This is a genomic window from Bradyrhizobium yuanmingense (assembly GCF_025200905.1).
Lineage (GTDB): Bacteria > Pseudomonadota > Alphaproteobacteria > Rhizobiales > Xanthobacteraceae > Bradyrhizobium > Bradyrhizobium yuanmingense.
Window position 1 is genome coordinate 1,640,070 of the sequence record NZ_CP104173.1, and the last position, 18,382, is coordinate 1,658,451.

General features: G+C 65.0%; 14 protein-coding genes. 6 read left to right on the forward strand and 8 right to left on the reverse strand.

Annotated elements, in window-relative coordinates; all coding sequences use genetic code 11:
* Positions 1-2: 2 nt before the first annotated feature.
* From N2605_RS07670 to N2605_RS07685, 4 genes are all read left to right on the forward strand, one after another.
* Entirely contained in the window at positions 3-479 is a 477-nt protein-coding gene (locus N2605_RS07670; protein ID WP_036007360.1) for a glutathione peroxidase, read from the forward strand.
* 11 nt (positions 480-490) lie between these two features.
* The gene (locus N2605_RS07675; RefSeq protein ID WP_036007363.1) at positions 491-733 is read left to right on the forward strand and encodes a DUF3297 family protein; all 243 of its coding nucleotides are present in this window, start codon (positions 491-493) and stop codon (positions 731-733) included.
* 171 nt (positions 734-904) lie between these two features.
* Positions 905-2,074, forward strand: coding sequence for a D(-)-tartrate dehydratase (gene tarD, locus N2605_RS07680; RefSeq protein WP_260346229.1), 1,170 nt, complete (start codon positions 905-907; stop codon positions 2,072-2,074).
* A 527-nt stretch (positions 2,075-2,601) separates the two neighbouring features.
* A complete protein-coding gene (locus N2605_RS07685) occupies positions 2,602-2,889 on the forward strand; it encodes a GIY-YIG nuclease family protein (RefSeq protein ID WP_036007372.1) in 288 nt (95 codons plus the stop codon).
* A 308-nt stretch (positions 2,890-3,197) separates the two neighbouring features.
* Here N2605_RS07685 and N2605_RS07690 read toward each other — a convergent pair whose 3' ends face one another.
* Both N2605_RS07690 and N2605_RS07695 read right to left on the reverse strand, forming a co-directional pair.
* Positions 3,198-4,550, reverse strand: coding sequence for a malonyl-CoA decarboxylase (locus tag N2605_RS07690; protein WP_036007375.1), 1,353 nt, complete (start codon positions 4,548-4,550; stop codon positions 3,198-3,200).
* Positions 4,551-4,773: 223 nt separating this feature from the next.
* Complete coding sequence (locus N2605_RS07695) at positions 4,774-5,625, reverse strand: AraC family transcriptional regulator (RefSeq protein ID WP_225151354.1); 852 nt, start codon at positions 5,623-5,625, stop codon at positions 4,774-4,776.
* A 61-nt stretch (positions 5,626-5,686) separates the two neighbouring features.
* Here N2605_RS07695 and N2605_RS07700 point away from each other — a divergent pair, with 61 nt between their 5' ends.
* Both N2605_RS07700 and N2605_RS07705 read left to right on the forward strand, forming a co-directional pair.
* Complete coding sequence (locus N2605_RS07700) at positions 5,687-6,859, forward strand: MFS transporter (protein ID WP_036015693.1); 1,173 nt, start codon at positions 5,687-5,689, stop codon at positions 6,857-6,859.
* A gap of 391 nt (positions 6,860-7,250) precedes the next feature.
* Positions 7,251-9,518, forward strand: coding sequence for a cation:proton antiporter domain-containing protein (locus tag N2605_RS07705; protein WP_036015690.1), 2,268 nt, complete (start codon positions 7,251-7,253; stop codon positions 9,516-9,518).
* Here N2605_RS07705 and N2605_RS07710 read toward each other — a convergent pair.
* From N2605_RS07710 to N2605_RS07735, 6 genes are all read right to left on the reverse strand, one after another.
* The gene (locus tag N2605_RS07710) at positions 9,515-12,667 is read right to left on the reverse strand and encodes an efflux RND transporter permease subunit (protein ID WP_225139134.1); all 3,153 of its coding nucleotides are present in this window, start codon (positions 12,665-12,667) and stop codon (positions 9,515-9,517) included. The two genes, N2605_RS07705 and N2605_RS07710, sit on opposite strands and share 4 nt — an antisense overlap.
* Positions 12,668-12,679: 12 nt before the next feature.
* Positions 12,680-13,876, reverse strand: coding sequence for an efflux RND transporter periplasmic adaptor subunit (locus N2605_RS07715; RefSeq protein ID WP_225112132.1), 1,197 nt, complete (start codon positions 13,874-13,876; stop codon positions 12,680-12,682).
* A gap of 172 nt (positions 13,877-14,048) precedes the next feature.
* Entirely contained in the window at positions 14,049-15,029 is a 981-nt protein-coding gene (locus N2605_RS07720) for an NAD-dependent epimerase/dehydratase family protein (protein ID WP_225151358.1), read from the reverse strand.
* Between the two features lie 66 nt (positions 15,030-15,095).
* Positions 15,096-16,166, reverse strand: coding sequence for a hypothetical protein (locus N2605_RS07725; RefSeq protein ID WP_260346230.1), 1,071 nt, complete (start codon positions 16,164-16,166; stop codon positions 15,096-15,098).
* Between the two features lie 82 nt (positions 16,167-16,248).
* Positions 16,249-17,739, reverse strand: coding sequence for a flavin-containing monooxygenase (locus tag N2605_RS07730; protein ID WP_260346231.1), 1,491 nt, complete (start codon positions 17,737-17,739; stop codon positions 16,249-16,251).
* 98 nt (positions 17,740-17,837) lie between these two features.
* The gene (locus tag N2605_RS07735) at positions 17,838-18,287 is read right to left on the reverse strand and encodes a cupin domain-containing protein (protein ID WP_036042217.1); all 450 of its coding nucleotides are present in this window, start codon (positions 18,285-18,287) and stop codon (positions 17,838-17,840) included.
* Between the last annotated feature and the right edge of the window lie 95 nt (positions 18,288-18,382).

An 18,382-nucleotide genomic window follows, 5' to 3' on the forward strand; every position in this document is an offset into this window, starting at 1 on the left:
CGATGACCGCCATCTACGACTTCAAGGCCAACTCGCTGGCCGGCGAGGAGGTCGCCCTGCGGCGTTTCGAGGGGCAGGTGCTCTTGATCGTCAACACCGCGAGCAAATGCGGTTTCACGCCGCAATATCGCGGCCTCGAGGATCTCCATCGCGACCTCTCTCCGCGCGGCTTCTCGGTGCTCGGCTTTCCCTGCAACCAGTTCGGCGCGCAGGAACCGGGGCAGGCGAGCGAGATCCAGGAATTCTGCTCGACCCATTACGACGTCACCTTTCCCCTGTTCGAGAAGATCGACGTCAACGGGCCGAAGGCGCATCCTCTGTACGAGTACCTGAAACGCCAGCAATCCGGGCTTCTCGGCGCCGCCATCAAATGGAATTTCACCAAATTCCTGGTGAACCGTGAGGGCCGCGTGGTCGCGCGCTACGCGCCGACCGCCCGGCCCGAAGGATTGCGCAATCAAATCGAAACACTGTTGTGAGCGAGACAATCATGAGCGACGAATTTCCCGACCGCCTGTCGGTCGACCCGAACAGCCCCTATTACAACGCGGAGATCCTGTCGCGCGACGTCGGCATCCGCTTCAAGGGCATCGAGAAGACCAATGTCGAGGAGTACTGCATCAGCGAAGGCTGGGTCCGTGTCACCGCAGGGAACGCCAAGGACCGCCACGGCAACCCGCTGACCATCAAGGTGCACGGTCCGGTGGAGCCGTATTTCAGGGATAAGAAATAGGCTTGACCTGAGCGCGCGCCGCTCGCTCCTCGTCATTGCGAGGAGCACACACTCTCTCCCCGTCATTGCGAGCGAAGCGAAGCAATCCAGAATCTTTCCGCGGAAGCAGTCTGGATTGCTTCGTCGCTTCGCTCCTCGCAATGACAATAATAACCACCGAAAGCCCACCCCATGTCCGTCCGCATCGTCGACGTCCGCGAAATTACGAAACCGATCTCCTCGCCGATCCGCAACGCCTATATCGACTTCACGAAGATGACGACCAGCCTCGTCGCCGTCGTCACCGATGTCGTCCGCGACGGCAAGCGCGTCGTCGGCTACGGCTTCAACTCCAACGGCCGTTACGGGCAGGGCGGCCTGATCCGCGAGCGCTTCGCCGCGCGCATCACGGAAGCTGATCCGAAGTCGCTGCTCGACGCAGCCGGCGACAATCTCGACCCCGACAAGGTCTGGGCCGCGATGATGACCAACGAGAAGCCGGGCGGCCACGGCGAGCGCTCGGTCGCGGTCGGCACCATCGACATGGCGGTGTGGGACGCGGTGGCGAAGATCGCCGGCAAGCCGCTGTTCCGCTTGCTCGCCGAGCGTCACGGCGTCAAAGCCAATCCGCGCGTCTTCGTCTACGCCGCCGGCGGCTATTATTATCCCGGCAAGGATCTCTCGATGCTGCGGGCTGAGATGCGCGGCTATCTCGATCGCGGCTACAACGTCGTCAAGATGAAGATCGGCGGCGCTGATATCGCCGAGGACCGCAGGCGCATCGAGGCGGTGCTGAAGGAGATCGGCAAGGACGCCCAGCTCGCCGTCGACGCCAACGGCCGCTTCAACCTGGAGACCGCCATCGCCTACGCCAAGATGCTGCGCGACTATCCCTTGTTCTGGTACGAGGAAGCCGGCGATCCTCTCGACTACGCGCTGCAGGCCGCGCTCGCCGAATTTTATCCGGGCCCGATGGCGACGGGCGAGAACCTGTTCAGCCATCAGGACGCCCGCAACCTGATCCGCTACGGCGGCATGCGCCCCGATCGCGACTGGCTGCAATTCGATTGCGCCTTGTCCTATGGCCTGTGCGAATACCAGCGCACGCTGGAGGTGCTGAAGACCCACGGCTGGTCGCCGAGCCGCTGCATCCCGCACGGCGGCCACCAGATGTCGCTCAACATCGCCGCCGGCCTCGGCTTAGGCGGCAACGAAAGCTATCCCGACCTGTTCCAGCCCTATGGCGGCTTCCCCGACGGCGTCCGCGTCGAGAACGGCCACATCACCATGCCCGAGCTTGCAGGCATCGGCTTCGAAGGCAAGTCCGATCTCTACAAGGAGATGCAGGCGCTGGCGGAGTAGGAGTATCGTTGGAGCGCGACGTCCGCGCCACACACTCCGTCATTGCGAGCGCAGCGAAGCAATCCAGAATCTTTCCGCGGAGGCAGTCTGGATTGCTTCGTCGCAAGAGCTCCTCGCAATGACGGTGGAGGGGCCACTGCCGCTCGCGGGCGTCTGGCCCGCAGCCCAATGTGCCGAATTGCGCGAGCTGTCGCCACACACTCCGTCATTGCGAGCGCAGCGAAGCAATCCAGAATCTTTCCGTGGAAGCAGTCTGGATTGCTTCGTCGCAAGAGCTCCTCGCAATGACGGTGGAGGAGCCACTGGCCGCTCGCGGGCGTCTGGCCCGCAGCCCAATGTGCCGAATTGCGCGAGCTGTCGCCACACACTCCGTCATTGCGAGCGCAGCGAAGCAATCCAGAATCTTTCCGCTACGGCAGTCTGGATTGCTTCGTCGCAACGGCTCCTCGCAATGACGGTGTGGCGAAAGCCTCGTAATCATCTCTTAGTTGTGATATCGTAGCGGCTATTCTCAGCCGAGTACGATTATGAAGCAACCCTGCGTGTACATGTTCGCCAATCGTCGCAACGGAACGATCTACACGGGCGTCACCTCTAATCCGCCGCGCCGCGCGTTCGAGCATCGCGAAGGACTGGTAAAGGGTTTTTCATCGAAGTACGGCTGCAAGCTCCTCGTCTGGTACGAGCTGAACGCGACCATGTCCGACGCGATTGTGCGCGAGAAGCAGATCAAAGGTGGCAGCCGGGCGAAGAAGCTTGCGCTCATTGAGAGCCTCAATCCGAATTGGGACGATTTGTACGAGACGCTGATCTGACCGGCAGGAGATCTGCGGCTACTCGGCGAGCCGCTGCCACGTCCTCCGTCATTGCGAGCGTAGCGAAGCAATCCAGGATCTCTCCCCGGAGGCAGTCTGGATTGCTTCGTCGCAAGGGCTCCTCGCAACGACGGGGAGGGAGCGGAAGTCATCCGGTCGTCGTCCGAGCCTGCAGCGGGCGGTCGTTGGGTTTCGCAAGCTGTCGCCCCACACTCCGTCATTGCGAGCGCAGCGAAGCAATCCAGAATCTTTCCACGGCGGCATTGCTTCGCTGTGCTCGCAATGACGATGTGGTAAGCGTCCGCCCCCTACGACAGCCTCATATCCAGCAGCCTTCGCCCTTCGCCCTTCAGCAGCTTCTTCACCGCATTCGACGCCACGACCTCGCCGTCATTGGCATAGGCCTCGTGGTTCTTCTCGATGTCGTCGAGGCGGTAGAGGTAGTTGACCATGACGCCGGCGGACTCGCGCATTCCCTTGGGCGAGAGGTCGCCCAGCCAGTTGATGCGCTCCAGCCGCGCGCCGTTGCCGAGATGGAAGCGGGCGACGGAATCGATCAGCTTGCCCTTCGGCGTGCGCGCCTTGAGGAAATAGTGCGCCGCGAGCGGCTCCAGCACGGCGCGGAGCAGTGCCGCCGTCTCCGGGCTCTCGAACCATCTGGGATCATCGAGGCGCCTCAGCACCTCGCGGTCCTCGTCCGACAGCGGCAGATCCTTGTCCTGCTTCACCCAGGCCATGAAGCCAGGCACCGGCGACAGCGTCACGAACGTGTCGAGCTTCGGCAGCTCGCGGCGCAGCTCTTCCACCACCTGCTTGATCAGGAAGCTGCCGAAGGAGATGCCGCCCAGGCCGCGCTGGGTGTTGGAGATCGAATAGAACACGGCGGTGCGCGCGCGCTCGATCGGCAGGTGCTGGCGGTCGACCGCGAGCAGGGGCTGGATCGCACCGGGGATCGTCTCGGTCAGCGCCACCTCGACGAAGATCAAGGGTTCGTCCACCATCGCAGGATGGAAGAAGGCGTAGCAGCGCCGGTCGACCGGATCGATGCGGCGGCGCAGATCGTCCCAGTCCGAGATCTCGTGCACGGCCTCATAACGGATGATCTTTTCGAGGATGTTGGCCGGAGTCGACCAGTCGATCCTGCGCAGCACGAGAAACCCCCTGTTGAACCACGAAGAGAGAAGATGCGAGACGTCGCGATCGAGCGCGGCGAGATCGGTGTGCCCGTTCATCATGCCGAGCAGATCGGCCCGCATGTTGACGAGATCGCCGGTACCGCCGGGTGCGCGGTTGAGCCGCCGGATCAGCTCCTGCCGGCGCGGCTCTGAGGCGAAGTGCAGCGAGCTTGCGTCCTCGTCGCTGGGCGCGGCGCGCCATGTCTCGATCGCCTTGGACAGGCGCTCCCGATCGGGACCGAAATCGCGCACCAAGCCCTCGAAGAAGGCGCGGCGTGCCGCCGCGTCCAGCTCCCGGTAGATGTCGAGCACCTCGCGCGCCATCGCGGTGCCCGAGGCTTCGCCCCGGCCCGACAGCAGCGCATCGCAGAGCTCGAGCAGTCCGTCGGCATCATGCTTGGTTTCGGCGGCGTCCCCCCGGCGAAGCAACGTGCGGCCGCGCTCGGAGATGGTGGCAAGCAGGTCGGAGAAGAAGGCGTTGGCCATCGGGGCTTTCGTATCAGGTCTGTGCGATGCGGCAAGCTTACACGGGATTTGGGTGCAAGCCGATCACAATCAAGCAGGCGAATGCGGCATCTTTCGCTCCGCCGTGCGTTTGGAGAATGAGGGCATGCCGGAACGGGTCGATGATATGCCGGGCAGTGCTCATTCCAACGCGCTGTCATGCCCCGGCTTGACCGGGCATCCAGTACGCCGCAGCTTCTCGATTCTAGCCGAGCCGTCTCGGCGTACTGGGTCGCCCGGTCAAGCCGGGCGACGACACCGCGTGTGTTGCAAACTCCGTCGGCGTCCGACCCGTCACCTGGCGGAATGCGGCCGAGAACGCCGGCACGCTGGCATAGCCGAGCTGGGTCGCGAGCTGCTTCACCGACACGCTCGCATCCGTCGATATCCGCTCGATCGCCGCCGCAATCCTCGCGCGCTGGCACCAGCTCTTGAAGCTCAGCTGCGTCTCGCTCGAAAACAGCCGCGACAGCGTACGCGCGGAGGTTCCGACCGCGCGCGCCAGCGTGTCGATGTCGTGCAGGCCGGTGGGATCGTCGAGCACGATCATCGCCGCGCGGCGGCAGCGCGCTTCGCGCGGCAGCGGCACGAAGGTCGCGGAATCCTCGGCCTGGTGCAATTCCAGCATCACCAGGCGCACCAGGAGCTCGGTGCGCTCTTCGGTGTTGCGCCCGTCGAACAGCGCGAGAATCGCCTGATTGAGCAGCGGCGACACCCGCACCACGAATTCCCTGGTCAGGCCGTCATAGCGCTGCTCGCGCTTCAGCCAGGACAGGTCGAAATACAGCGTGCGCATCTCGATGTCGGCCAGCAGGTCGATGGCATGCTCGAGCCCGGCCGGCACCCAGACCGCGCGGTCCGGCGGCACCAGCCAGCGTCCGGCGGGCGTCGTCACCTGCATCGTGCCCTTTGCCGCATAGATCAGCTGCGCCTCGCGGTGCATGTGCAGATCGATCCGCATCCCCTTGGGATAGTCGCGGGCGACCAGGTGCACGCCCGCGGGCGAGTGGTGGTTGCTCCGGACCTCCCGCAGGATTGGCGTTTCCAAGACAGTCATTGGCAGCATCCCGTCATGGGGAGGACATATAACTCATTTCGGAGCAGGAGAGGATTCGGGAATGAACAGCCCCAGTCGGGTCATCGGTTTCGTCAACGCAGGTCATTTCATCGACCATTATTCGATGCTGATCTTCGCCGCCGCTGTCATCATCATGGGCCCGGCGCTCGGCATGGCTTATTCGGAACTTTTGCCCTACGCGACGCCGGGCTTCGTCGCCTTCGGCGCCGGCTCGCTGCTCACCGGCTGGTTGGGCGATCGCTGGAGCCGCCGCCACATGATGCTGATCTTCTTCGTCGGCATCGGCCTTTCGATGATCGCGGTCGGCTTCGTGCAGACCCCCGTGCAGCTCGGCGCCGCGCTGCTTGCGATCGGCATCTTTGCGTCGATCTATCATCCCGTCGGCACCGCCATGATCGTGTCCTACGCCGATCGGCTCGGCCGCGAGATGGGCATCAACGGCGTCTGGGGCAATCTCGGCGTGGCGTCGTCGGCCCTGGTCACCGGCGTGATCGGCCAATATCTCGGCTGGCGTTTTGCGTTCATCGTTCCTGGCGCGGTTACGGTCCTGATCGGCATCGCCTTCGCGCTGACCATCGTACATGAGGACCGCAAGGGCTCGAAGCAAGCGGCGGCGCAGGCGCGGGTGGCCAAACGGGACATGTGGCGCGTGATCCTGGCGCTGCTGATCGTGGTGATCGCGATCTCCACGACCTTCAACGCCGTCACCGTGGCGCTGCCAAAGCTGTTCGCCGAGCGGCTTGCGGACCTGACCAAAAGCCCGGCGCTGCTCGGGGTCATCGCCGCCGGCGTCTACGTGTTCGGCGCGATGACGCAGTACACGATCGGCCGGCTGCTCGACCGCTACTCCCTGAAGACGGTGGCGCTGCCACTTTCCTTCATGCTGGCGCCATTCCTGTATCTGGCCGCGAGCCTGTCCAACCTGCCGCTGATCGTCGTTTCGATCGGCATCGTCATGGGTGCGTTCGGGCAGGTGACGGTCAACGACGCCATGGTCGGCAAATACACCACGGAAGAGTGGCGTTCGCGCGCCTATGCCGTGCGCTATTTCGTCGGTTTCACCGCGGCCGGCGCCTCCGTCGGTCTGGTCGCCTGGCTCTATGAGCGGGGCGGATTCGTCACCATGCTGCACGCCTTCGCCGCCCTCTGCCTGCTCGCCATCGCCGCCGCGCTGATCCTGCCGCGCGAGATCCGCACGCCGCAGGTGGTGTGAGGGAGACTCTCTCCACCGCATTGCGAGGAGCCCTTGCGACGAAGCAATCCAAATTGCCGCCGCGGAAAAATTCTGGATTGCTTCCGCCTTCGCCAAGGCTTCGGCGGACAAGTCGCTGCGCTCGGAATGACGGAGAATGAGGAGGCACCCTCGCCATGCCACCCACGATGCCATTCTGCCAGTGTTTTGCCCGACGGAGCAAGCCGTTTCGGCAAAGCCGAACTTTTTGAAAGTTTTCAACGGCATCCCTACTGTGCATGGGGTTGTTTTCGCGTTTGGCGTTTTTGCCCCCTCCGTCCCGTCGTGCGCGGCAGGAACTCCCGCCGCCTCCCGCGGGTTCTATCCCCGTGGCCCCGACAGCGGGGCCGGGTAAAGGGGAAATGACGCCTGCATGCTGTGGACCTTGCTCCGGCCGGTCGGCCTCGTCCCCGCGGCGCTCATCCTCACCACCATTGCGGCCGGCGCCGAAGCGGGCAAATCGGCCGGCCCGTCCGAATTCCTGCTGGTGGCGCAGATCGTCCTGCTGATCGCGGTGGGTCGCGGCCTCGGCGAGATCATGATGCGCGTCGGCCAACCCTCAGTGATCGGCGAGCTGCTCGCCGGCATCATCCTGGGGCCGTCATTGCTCGGCTGGATTTGGCCCGAGGCGCAAGCCGCGATCTTTCCCAACGCGCCCGAGCAGAAGGCGATGATCGCCGGCATCGCCCAGTTCGGCATCCTGCTGCTTTTGCTGCTGACCGGCATGGAAACCGACCTCAAGCTGGTCCGGAAGGTGGGCAGGGCCGCGATCGCGATCTCGATCGCTGGCATCGTCGTGCCGTTCGCCTGCGGCTTCGCACTCGGCGAGTTCCTGCCGGATGCGCTGCTGCCCAATCCGCAGGAGCGCCTGGTGGCGTCGCTGTTCATGGGCACGGCGCTGTCGATCTCCTCGGTGAAGATCGTCGCGGTCGTCGTGCGCGAGATGAACTTCATGCGCCGCAACGTCGGGCAGATCATCGTCGCGACCGCCGTGATCGACGACACAATCGGCTGGATCATCATCGCCGTCATTTTCAGCCTCGCTTCGCAAGGCTCGCTCGACATCGCTTCCGTGACCAAGTCGGTGCTGGGAACGCTCGCCTTCCTCGCGGTCAGCTTCACCATCGGCCGCCGCCTGGTGTTCCAGCTGATCCGCTGGGCCAACGACAATCTCGTCAGCGCGGCCGCGGTCATCTCCGTGATCCTGCTGCTGATGAGCGTCATGGCGATGATCACGCATCTGATCGGCGTCCACACCGTATTAGGTGCCTTCGTCGCCGGCATCCTGGTCGGGGAATCGCCGATCCTGACGCGGCAGATCGACGAGCGCCTGCGCGGGCTGATCTCGAGCTTCTTCATGCCGGTGTTCTTCGGTCTCGCCGGGCTCAGCGCCGATCTCACGGTGCTGCGCGATCCCAACCTCCTGATGCTCACCGGCCTGCTCGTCGTGATCGCCAGCGTCGGCAAGTTCGGTGGCGCGTTCGTCGGCGGCACCGTGGGCGGGTTGAACGGGAGGGAGTCGCTGGCCCTCGCCAGCGGCATGAACGCGCGCGGCTCGACCGAGGTCATCATCGCGACCATTGGCCTGTCGATCGGCGTGCTCAGCCAGAACCTGTTCACGATGATCGTGACGATGGCGATCGTGACCACGATGGCGATGCCGCCGATGCTGCGCGCGGCGCTGGCCAGGCTGCCGATGAGCGCGGAGGAGAAGGAGCGGTTGGAGCGCGAGGAGTTCGAGAGGCGCGGCTTCGTCGCCAATCTCGAACGTCCCTTGCTCGCGGTGGACGAGAGCGTCAACGCCACCTTCGCCGCGCATGTCGCCGGACTGATCGCCGGCATGCGCGGCCTGCCGATCACGGTGCTGCATATCGGCAAGCGCGCCGAGGAACAAGAGAAGGGGCGCGGCGAGGAAGTGAGCCACGAAGCCGTGGTGAAGAAGGCGGCCGAAACCGTCTCCGCCAACAGCGACAACGATGCCGGCAGCGTCGATGTCATCAGCCGCACCAGGCGCGCGGAGCTTGGCGAGACCATTGCCGACGAGGCGCGCAAGGGCTTCGATCTCCTGGTCGTCGGCATCGCCAAGGTCGCCGCCACCAAGGACCGTTTCGATCGCAAGGTCGAGGATATTGCCGCGAAGTTCGAAGGACCGCTTGCGATCGTGGCCGCCAAGGGCAAGCACCTGAAACAGCCGATGCCCGAGGCGCTCAACATCCTCGTTCCCGTGTCCGGCAGCGCCGTCTCCAAGCGCGGTGCCGAGGTCGCCGTGGCGCTGGCGCAGGCCGGCTCAGGTTCTCTTCGGGTGGTCTATGTAGCGACGACGCGCGACAAGGGTGCGCAGCGCGGTAGCTCGCGCGGGTTGAGCCAGGAGACAGGCATCCTCAAGGACACCAGCGATCTCGCCGCCCGCTACGACGTCGACATCACCACGACCCTGCGCGTGAACCGCGCGCCGGAGGCGGCGATTCTGCGCGAGATCGACACCACCGACGTCGACCTCGTCGTCATGGGCGTTGACCGGATCCAGGCCGACCATCTCTCCTTCGGCGGCGTCGCCGATGCAGTGCTGCGACAGTCGAAGGTCTCGGTGCTCCTGGTCTCGAGCGGCGAGGCGCGGCAGGCGCCGGCGGAGCAGGGTTAGGGCTTCACCTCCGCCACCGCCTGCGGCTTCTTCTTCGACGCCCGCCAGTTCTCGAAGCGCTGCACCACGACGAAGAAGGCCGGCACGAACAGCACCGCAAGGCAGGTCGAGGCCAGCATGCCCGAGAATACCGTGATGCCGATCGACTTGCGCGCGCTGGCGCCGGCGCCGGTGGCGAGCACCAGCGGGACGACGCCGAGGATGAAGGCGAACGAGGTCATCAGGATCGGGCGGAAGCGGGCGCGCGCCGCCTCGATCGCGGATTCGATGATCGGCTTGCCGTCGCGGCCGTGCAGCTCGAGACCGACCTCGACGATCAGGATGGCGTTCTTGGCCGAGAGCGCGATCAAGAGGATCAGGCCGATCTGGCAATAGAGATTGTTGTCGATCTTGAGAGCGGAGAGGATCAGCATCGGCCCGAGCAGCGACAGCGGCACGGCGAGAATCACCGAGATCGGCGCGTACCAGCTCTCGTACTGGCCGGCGAGCACGAGATAGACCAGCAGCATGGCGAGCCCGAACACCCAGTAGATCTGGTTCGAGACCGCCTTCTCCTGATACGACATCGCGGTCCATTCATAGCCGGTGCCCGGCGGCAACGTCTTGTCCGCGATTTCCTCCATCAGCTTCAGCGATTGGCCCGACGAATAGCCCTGCGCCGGCAGGCCGATCACGGTCGAGGACGGATAGAGATTGTAGAGGCTGATCAGCGACGGGCCGGTGGCCGGCGTGATCTTTGCGACGGTGCCGATCGGGATCATGTCGCCGTTCGAGTTGCGCACCTGCATGTTGGCGATGTCGCGCTCGGTGACGCGGAAGGCGGGATCGGCTTGCGTATAGACCTGGAACACGCGGCCGAACTTGTTGAACTGGTTGACATAGGAAGAGCCGAGATAGGTCGACAGCGCCGAGAACACCTGATCCGTGGTGACATGAAGCGTCTGAGTCTTGACGCGGTCGATCTCGACGTTGAATTGCGGCACCGAGGAGCGGAACGAGGACTGCACGCGCTGCAGCGCGCTCTGGCTTTGAGCGTTGGTGACCATCGCGCCGGTGATGGCCTGCAGCTTGGCGAAATCGCTGTTGCCGTCGCGCAGCTCGACCTGCATCGAGAAGCCGGCGGCGTTGCCGATGCCCTGGATCGGCGGCGGCGGCAACACGATGGTGCGCGCCTCCATGATATCAGCGAGCTTGTCGTTCAGGCCAAAGACCAGCGAGCGCAGATCCTCACCGGGCCCTTTACGCGCGTCCCAATCCTTCAGGATGATGTAGGCGACGCCGGCATTGGCGAGGCTGGCGCTGTTGTCGAGCGCGGAGATGCCGGCGATGGTGATGACCTGCGCCACGCCGGGCGTGTCCTTGATCAGCCCGCTCGCTTTGTCGAGCACGGCCTGCGTCCGCTCCAGCGCGGCGCCGTCGGGTAGCTGCACCGCGGCGATCAGATAGCCCTGGTCCTCGATCGGCAGGAAGCCGGTCGGCACCCGCGACAGGCCATAGCCGCTGGCGGCGATGATCAGCAGTGCGAACGCGACCGAGATGGTGGCGTGCTTCACGAGGAACGTGATCAGCCTTGTGTAGCCGCGCTCGACGCGGTTGTAGACCGCATTGAAGCCCCGATAGAAGAAATTGCGCTGCTCCGGCGGCACGGCCGGCCGCAGCCACAGCGCGCATTGCGTCGGCTTCAAGGTCGCGGCGTTGATGGCGGAGAGCAGGGCGGTCGCGGCGATCACCAGCGCGAATTGCGAGTAGATGCGCCCGGTCAGTCCGGCGAGGAACGAAGCGGGCAGGAACACCGAGATCAGCACCAGCGTGATGCCGACGATCGGCGCGAACAGCTGGTCCATCGCGCGGATCGCGGCGTCGTGGCCGTTCATGCCCTGTTCGATGTTGTGGGCGGCGCCCTCGACCACGACGATGGCGTCGTCGACCACGATGCCGATCGCGAGCACGATCGCAAACAGCGTCGACATGTTGATGGTGAAGCCGAGTGCCGCCATCGCGGCGAAGGCGCCGATGATGGTGACAGGCACGGTCGTCGCCGGCACCAGCATCGCGCGCCAGTCCTGCAGGAAGATGAGGATCACGACCAGCACCAGCAGGCCGGCCTCGATCAGGGTCATATAGACCTCGTGCACCGAGGCCTCGACGAACTTGGTGGTGTCGAACGGCGTGTCGTACTTGATGCCTTCGGGGAAGCGCTTGGCGAGCTCCGCCATCTTCTTCTCGACGGCCTGCTCGACCTGCAGCGCGTTGGCGCCCGGCGACTGGAACACGCCGATGCCGACCGCGGGCTGCTTGTTGAGCGAGAAGATCTGGCTGTAGGTCTGCGCGCCGAGTTCGACCCAGCCGACGTCGCGCACCCGCGTGACGTCGCCGCTCGTGCCCGTCTTGACGATGATGTTCTCGAACTGGCCGGAATCGTCGAGCCGTCCGTTGACGTTCAGCGTGTACTGGAACGCTTGTCCCGGCGGCGTCGGCGGCGCGCCGACCTGACCGGCGGCGACCTGCTGGCTCTGCTGCTGGATTGCCTGGATCACGTCCTGCGGCACCAGGCCACGCACCTGCAGCTTGTTGGGATCGAGCCAGATCCGCATCGAGTATTGCCCGGCGCCGAATACGGTGACGTTGCCGACGCCGGGCAGGCGCGAGAGCTCGTCGCGGATGTTGATGGTGGCGTAGTTGCTCAAGTAGAGGCTGTCGTACCTCGCATCCGGCGAGGTGAGCGTCACGAACAACAGGATCGAGGTCGACCGCTTCTGCACGGTGACTCCCTGGTTCTGCACGGCTTGCGGCAATTGCGACAATGCGCTGGAGACGCGGTTCTGCACCAGCACCTGCGCGAAGTTGAGGTCGGTGCCGATCTTGAAGGTCACGGTCAGCGTGTAGGTGCCGTCGGAGCCGCTGTAGGACTGCATGTAGAGCATGTCCTCGACGCCGTTGACCTGCTGTTCGATCGGCAGCGCCACGGTATCGATCACGGTTTTGGCGCTGGCGCCGGGATAGCGCGTGGTGACCTGCACGGTCGGCGGCACCACGTCGGGGTATTGCGCGATGGCGAGATTGAACAGCGCGACGCCGCCGATCAGGATCATCAACAGCGCGATGACGTTCGAGAGGACCGGCCGCTCGATGAAGAACTTTGAGATCATGGCTGGCAGCCCCTACTTGCTCGAGGCCTGCGTCTGCTCGATCTTCGTCACCTGCGGGTCGATCTTCTGGCCCGGGATGACGCGCAAGAGCCCCGCGGTCACGACGCGATCCTCTGGCTTCAGGCCGCTCTCGATCACGCGCAGGCCGTTGTCGACCGGGCCGATCTGTACCTTGCGCTGCTCGACGACGTTGTCGCTGTTGACGACGAGGAGATAGCGGCCGCCCTGGTCGCTGCCGAGCGCGGTGTCGGGAACGAGCAGGGCGCTCTTCTCCTGGTCGAAGGGCACGCGGACCCGGACGAAATAGCCAGGCAGCAGCACCCGCTTGTCGTTGGGAACGAGGCCGCGCACGGCCAGCGTGCCGGTCGACTGGTTGAGGGTCGGCGAGACGTAGTCGAGCTTGCCCTCATGAGGGTAGCCGGTATCGGTCTGCAGCCCCACTTGAATCGGGAAGTGCTTCATGTCCGCGGGCGTCAGTCCGCGACGGGTCGCCTCGGCGCGGATGCGCAGCACGTCCTGCTCGTTGACGGTGAAGTTCACATAGATCGGGTCCATCGCCACGATGGTGGCGAGCTGGGTCGGCGAGGAGACGCCGACGAGCTCGCCGATCGAGACCATGTGCGCGCTGACGATGCCGTCGAACGGTGCCGTGACCTTGGTGTAGCCGTAATTGACCTCGGCGAGCTTGGTGTTGGCCTGGGCCTGCTGCAGATTGGCCTGGGCGTTGTCGCGCGCGGAGGTGGAATTATCGAGCGTGGCTTGCGAGACGGCCTGGCGCTGCACCAGCTCGGCCTGTCGCTTGTAGTCGGCCTCCGCCTGCCGGAGCGAAGCCTGCGCGCCGACTTCGGCCGCCTGCGCCTGCTCGAGCTTGAGCTTGTAGGTCTCAGGCTCGATCGTGAACAGCTGGGTGCCCTGCTTCACGAATGTGCCGTCCTGATAGTCGATCGTTTGCAGAAAGCCCTGCACGCGCGCGACGAGATCGACGCTCTTGATCGGTGCCGTGTTGCCGGTGGCCTCGATGTAGCGCGTCACCGGACGCTGCACCGGCGTCGCGACGTCGACCTTGGGCGGCGGCGGCGCCACGAACGTGTTCTTGTCCTCGCAGCCGGCGAGCGCAGCCAATGCCGCGGTTGCGGCGAGTGCCCGACCGATATGTTTCCTCGCTGCTCCATTGCGTCGTGCGGGAGATGCGGGATTGGCGCGCGTCATTCGGTGGTCCCCGATTGCTGTCTGTCGGTGCGGCAGGCTACCAACAAACGGGCAGTCGTGGAACACCATAGCCATGGCGGTCACGGGTCTTGCACCGAAAACGGCAGTGTGGCCTTTGACAGATTTGTCACGACAAGGCGCTTTTCACCGGCGAACGATGGCCCGTCCGCACCTAGGGCTGGCGCGCATGCCACGCCGCGAGCACATCCTTCTCGTCTTCGGCAGTGAGACCGACGACTGGCCCGTTGTTGGCGCGGAGCCAATGAAGCGTATCGCGCGCGGTGTCTCCCGGCGGTCGCGAGGTCAATCCGGCCGCGCGCGCCGGCGAGGTATCGCGCGTCAGGAAGCCGGCGTAGTCCGGCAATGGCAGCCACATCGGTAAGGACCGCGGGCCCGCCCAACGCCTGACGTCATGCGCTTCCAGAAAGGCGCGATCGATCCAGGTGAAGGTGCAGGACGCGTTCAGCGCGGATGCGCATTCGCTCAGGAATCCGCCGCGCGTGCGGATCGGCCCAATCCCGTCATAGATGCCGACGAGACCGCTCTCTGCCGCATGCACGATCCATTGCGCGAGATCGCGCACGTCGATGAACTGGACCGCATCCTCCGGCGATCCCGGCGCCAGCACCTCGCCGCCGCGCGCAAGCCGCGCCGGCCAATAGGCGAACCGTCCGGTCGGGTCCTCGGGGCCTGCGATCAGTCCGGCGCGGCAGATGAAGGCATCATCGCCGACCGCCTGTTCGCAGGCCACCTTGGCGGCGCCGTAGATCGCGTCGGTGCTGTGCTCGACATCTGCCCCAATGGGCTCGCGCAGCGGCGCCGTGTCGGCCCGTTGGCCCGGCACGCGGTTGTCCGCATAGACACTGACGGTGGACACGAAGGTCCAATGCACGCCCGGCCGCTTCAGCGCGGCGACCGCACGGCGGACCTGGCCGGGATGACGCGAGACGTCGACCATGGCGTCGAACGTCTCACCCGTGAGTGGCCCAAGTCCGTCGGCCAGGTCGCGGTCGATCTGCATGAAGCGCGCACCCGTAGCGATCGGCCCCGCGAGTCCGCGCGCGGCGCAGGTCACGTCGTGACCGACCGCGCAAGCATGGCTTGCTATCGCGCGCCCAAGAAACTGGCTGCCGCCGAGGATGAGAATGCGCATGAAACAGTCCAGTGTCGCCGATGAGGCCGCGAGACTACAACCTCCACCGGCGGTTGCAACGATCCCTCAGCGCGGCTTGATCTCGGCGTATCTCGCTATCGCTTTCTCGAACTTCCGGTTGAACAGCCACATCGCGGCGAAGATCTCGCGGTAGCTCGCCGAGGTCTTTGCCCGGTCGGCCTGTCCGAAGGCAAAAATGCTGTTGTTGCGCAGGTACCTCATGATTCTGGGGCTCGACACCCGATAGTTCAGGAGATCGCCCGATTTGAGCGCGGACCGCGTCGGGGTAGGAACGATCTGGATCAGCTGGAACAGCTTCATCTGGTCGATCGGGTCGGGCAGCGTCTTGACGATTCCCGGAATCTCGCGGAACAGATCGGCGTGCGCGTTCATCAACCCGTTGCGGACGTTGGTCCAATGGTTGAAGCGCTGGTCGGTGCCACGGGCGCGCGCCTCTTCCCTGTCGTTGCGCGCGCTCAGGTGCGGATCGATCGCAGCGACGTCGGCCTTGATCTTCTCCCATTTCCGACGGCCGTTGCGGTCCTCGGAGGGGCCGGTCTGGAAGCTGCCCATATAGGTGTTGGAGCGCGCATTGCGGACATTCTGCTTGCCGTTGGTCTCGGCAAAGAAGAGCCCGAGGCTGATGCGCCCCGCCGTCTCGGCATGTTCAGGCGCGAGCCCCTTGGCGCGCGCGATCGCAACCGCGAGGTCGACGACGTCCTTGAACGGCGTCGGCGAGCTCTGCGCGCCGGCAGGCGGCGCCTCCATGATGTCGAACAGCCTGCCGTATTCCTCGACCAGCGGCTCGATGTCGGCGTCGAAATAGGCCGGGGGAATCTCGAACTTGTTGGGCCGGCCGATCCGCGACGGCGTGACGTCGGTCAAGTCCTTGTAGCTGCTGATGACGGCGACGCGTGCGAGATACAGCGCCTGCCCCGGCAGGTTCGGCAGCGGCTGCTTCGCCTCGATCTGGCGCCGCCGCTCGGCGAGCACGGATTTGAAGTCGCCGAGCGCGCGCTCGTAAGTGGCGAGCGCCGCCGATTGCTGCGGCGACGGTGCCTTCTGCGCATCGACCGGCGCCGCCACGAAGAAGGCAACGGCCGCAAGCGCCGCGGCGGCAAGTCGTCTCGATCCCATGACCGATCCTGTGGCTGGTTCCCGTCGATTCGATGGCCAGCGAGATCGTAGACTCCGGAGGCGAGCTGCCGCAATTCTCCTCTCACGCCGCCCGATAGTCCGGCGCCGTCGCGAGGAATTTGCCGTAAGCATCCGCATCCGGAGGTTGGAAGCGTCCTTTGAGCCCGCCGGTCTTCTGGTTCTTCGCGCCGATATCGGCCATCAGCTCGTCGAAATGGCGGTAGTGATAGGGTGCGACGCACAGCCCGCCATAGACGCCCGCGGCCGGCCGCTCGACGCGCTTGAAGTGCAGCATCATCTCGATGTTGTCGCGCATCGCCTGTGCCGTCGGCTGGTTCGCGAGCTGGCCGTCGGCATAACGCACCAGCCAGTTCGCCGCGAGGTCGGCGCAGAGCACGGTGCAGAACGAGGAGTTGAAGCCGACGAAGCCGAGCTCGGGCAGATCCGGATTGGCGATCAGGCGATAGAGCCGGTACTGCCCGTCGGCATCGACCAGTTTCTGCCGGTAGGCCTCGGGCAGGAACGGCACGCCGAGCTTGTAGCCGATCGCGAGCACGGCGACGTCGGCGCCCACGCGCTCGCCACCACTCATCACGATGCTGTCGCCCTCATAATGGTCGAACGTGCCGAACACGGCCTTGATGCGGCCGTCGGCGACCATCGGGTAGAAGCCCGGCGTTGCGATGGGCACCGAGCAGTTGACGCCGTCCTCGATGCGCTCCTTCGGCACCATGTTGCAGCGGCCGAGCTTGAGCTGCGCCTTCAACAGGCTCTCCAGCCCGCGCCAATTGGCCCAGACCAGCGGCGCGGCGAGGCGGTGCGCGAGCCGTCCCATCGTGCTGATGCCCCAACCCGGAAACATCTCCTCCTGCGCGCGGATGTAGAGGATGCGCTTGAAGTTCACGAGACCGCCGATGAAATAGGGAATGCGCCAGACCGGCTCACGCATCACGATGGTGACCTCGCGCGCACCTGACTTCACCGCATTCACGGCGATGTCGGTCGCGGACTTCGAGCCGCCGAGCACGACGACGCGGCGTCCCTTCGCCAGTGTCGGATCGCCGTATGTCGACGAGTGCAGGATCTGGCCGCCCTGCGCCAGAAAGCCGTCCTCGCCGGGGCAATGCAGCTCGCGCGGCTCGTTGAACTGCCCGGTGCAGACCGCGACGAAATCGAAATCCTCGCTCGTGGTCGTGCCGTTCTTGTCCTTCAAGGCGAGCGTCCATCCCGGCCTGCCGTCGGCACGGCGCGCCATGCCGGCGACTTCGGTGTTGAGCCGCAGCATGCGCTCGAGGCCAAAACTCTTGGCATAATCGGCGAGGTAGGCGTGGACCTGCGGCCCGGTCGGCCATTCCGGATAGGCATCCGGCATGGCGCGGTCGGTGTAGCGGTAGAGCTCCTTCGGGCTCTGGGTCTGCACCTCGGGGTAGGAGCGCGCCGGCTCCCAGACGCCGCCGAGATCTGAGCTGCGCTCGACGATCGTGACGCGGTGGCCTCGGGTGGAGAATGCTTTCGCGGCGGCAAGGCCGGAGACGCCGGCGCCGATCACGCAGACATGTTTTGGGCTGACCATGGGATTGCTCGATGTGTTTGGCGCAAGCGGCCGCGTTCGGCCACAAGGCGCGGCCGGCCGGGGCTGCAAGCAGATGCAAGCGGAGGAAGCGGCGACGGCTAGTCGTTGGCCTCAGGCGGCAGGAAGTCGACCTCATGCAGCGCCGAGATGCGCACGACCTCGGCCGGGTCGGTCAGATTGTGCAGCTGGTTGAACAGCGCCTCCAGCTTCTGCATCGGTGAGACCCAGAACAGCGCGCGGCACGGCTTGTCGGACTTGTTGAAATAGCCGTGCGGGATGCCGCGTGGCATGCGCACGAGGTCGCCGGCATTGGCCTTGACCCATTGACCGTCGAGCTTGAGATCGAGCGTGCCTTCCTGCACCAGGATGAACTCGTCCTGGGTCGGATGGATATGCACCGGCACGAACTGGCCGGGATCGCTGTTGGTCTCGAACGCGAAAGTGGAGTCGGTGACGGCCTTGGGGAAATAGACCTGGCCAAGGATGTTCCAGCTCTTGCCGCCGTAGCCTGTGCCGTTCGCGGTGATGCCTTTTTCGAGTGCAGTCATGGCTTGCTCCTCATGGATTCCGGCGGGGACGGAGCATCGTCCGAGGACGGACCGCCTGTCTATCCGCTAAACGAATCCGGATGAACCTATTGCCA

What these genes read in the sequence shown, in the direction of transcription:
- N2605_RS07730 (WP_260346231.1), bottom strand. Translation starts at nt 17,739, where the DNA reads ATGGTCAGCCCAAAACATGTCTGCGTGATCGGCGCCGGCGTCTCCGGC.
- N2605_RS07685 (WP_036007372.1), top strand. Translation starts at nt 2,602, where the DNA reads ATGAAGCAACCCTGCGTGTACATGTTCGCCAATCGTCGCAACGGAACG.
- N2605_RS07670 (WP_036007360.1), top strand. Translation starts at nt 3, where the DNA reads ATGACCGCCATCTACGACTTCAAGGCCAACTCGCTGGCCGGCGAGGAG.
- N2605_RS07695 (WP_225151354.1), bottom strand. Translation starts at nt 5,625, where the DNA reads ATGACTGTCTTGGAAACGCCAATCCTGCGGGAGGTCCGGAGCAACCAC.
- N2605_RS07690 (WP_036007375.1), bottom strand. Translation starts at nt 4,550, where the DNA reads ATGGCCAACGCCTTCTTCTCCGACCTGCTTGCCACCATCTCCGAGCGC.
- N2605_RS07675 (WP_036007363.1), top strand. Translation starts at nt 491, where the DNA reads ATGAGCGACGAATTTCCCGACCGCCTGTCGGTCGACCCGAACAGCCCC.
- N2605_RS07700 (WP_036015693.1), top strand. Translation starts at nt 5,687, where the DNA reads ATGAACAGCCCCAGTCGGGTCATCGGTTTCGTCAACGCAGGTCATTTC.
- N2605_RS07735 (WP_036042217.1), bottom strand. Translation starts at nt 18,287, where the DNA reads ATGACTGCACTCGAAAAAGGCATCACCGCGAACGGCACAGGCTACGGC.
- N2605_RS07720 (WP_225151358.1), bottom strand. Translation starts at nt 15,029, where the DNA reads ATGCGCATTCTCATCCTCGGCGGCAGCCAGTTTCTTGGGCGCGCGATA.
- N2605_RS07725 (WP_260346230.1), bottom strand. Translation starts at nt 16,166, where the DNA reads ATGGGATCGAGACGACTTGCCGCCGCGGCGCTTGCGGCCGTTGCCTTC.
- N2605_RS07715 (WP_225112132.1), bottom strand. Translation starts at nt 13,876, where the DNA reads ATGACGCGCGCCAATCCCGCATCTCCCGCACGACGCAATGGAGCAGCG.
- tarD (WP_260346229.1), top strand. Translation starts at nt 905, where the DNA reads ATGTCCGTCCGCATCGTCGACGTCCGCGAAATTACGAAACCGATCTCC.
- N2605_RS07705 (WP_036015690.1), top strand. Translation starts at nt 7,251, where the DNA reads ATGCTGTGGACCTTGCTCCGGCCGGTCGGCCTCGTCCCCGCGGCGCTC.
- N2605_RS07710 (WP_225139134.1), bottom strand. Translation starts at nt 12,667, where the DNA reads ATGATCTCAAAGTTCTTCATCGAGCGGCCGGTCCTCTCGAACGTCATC.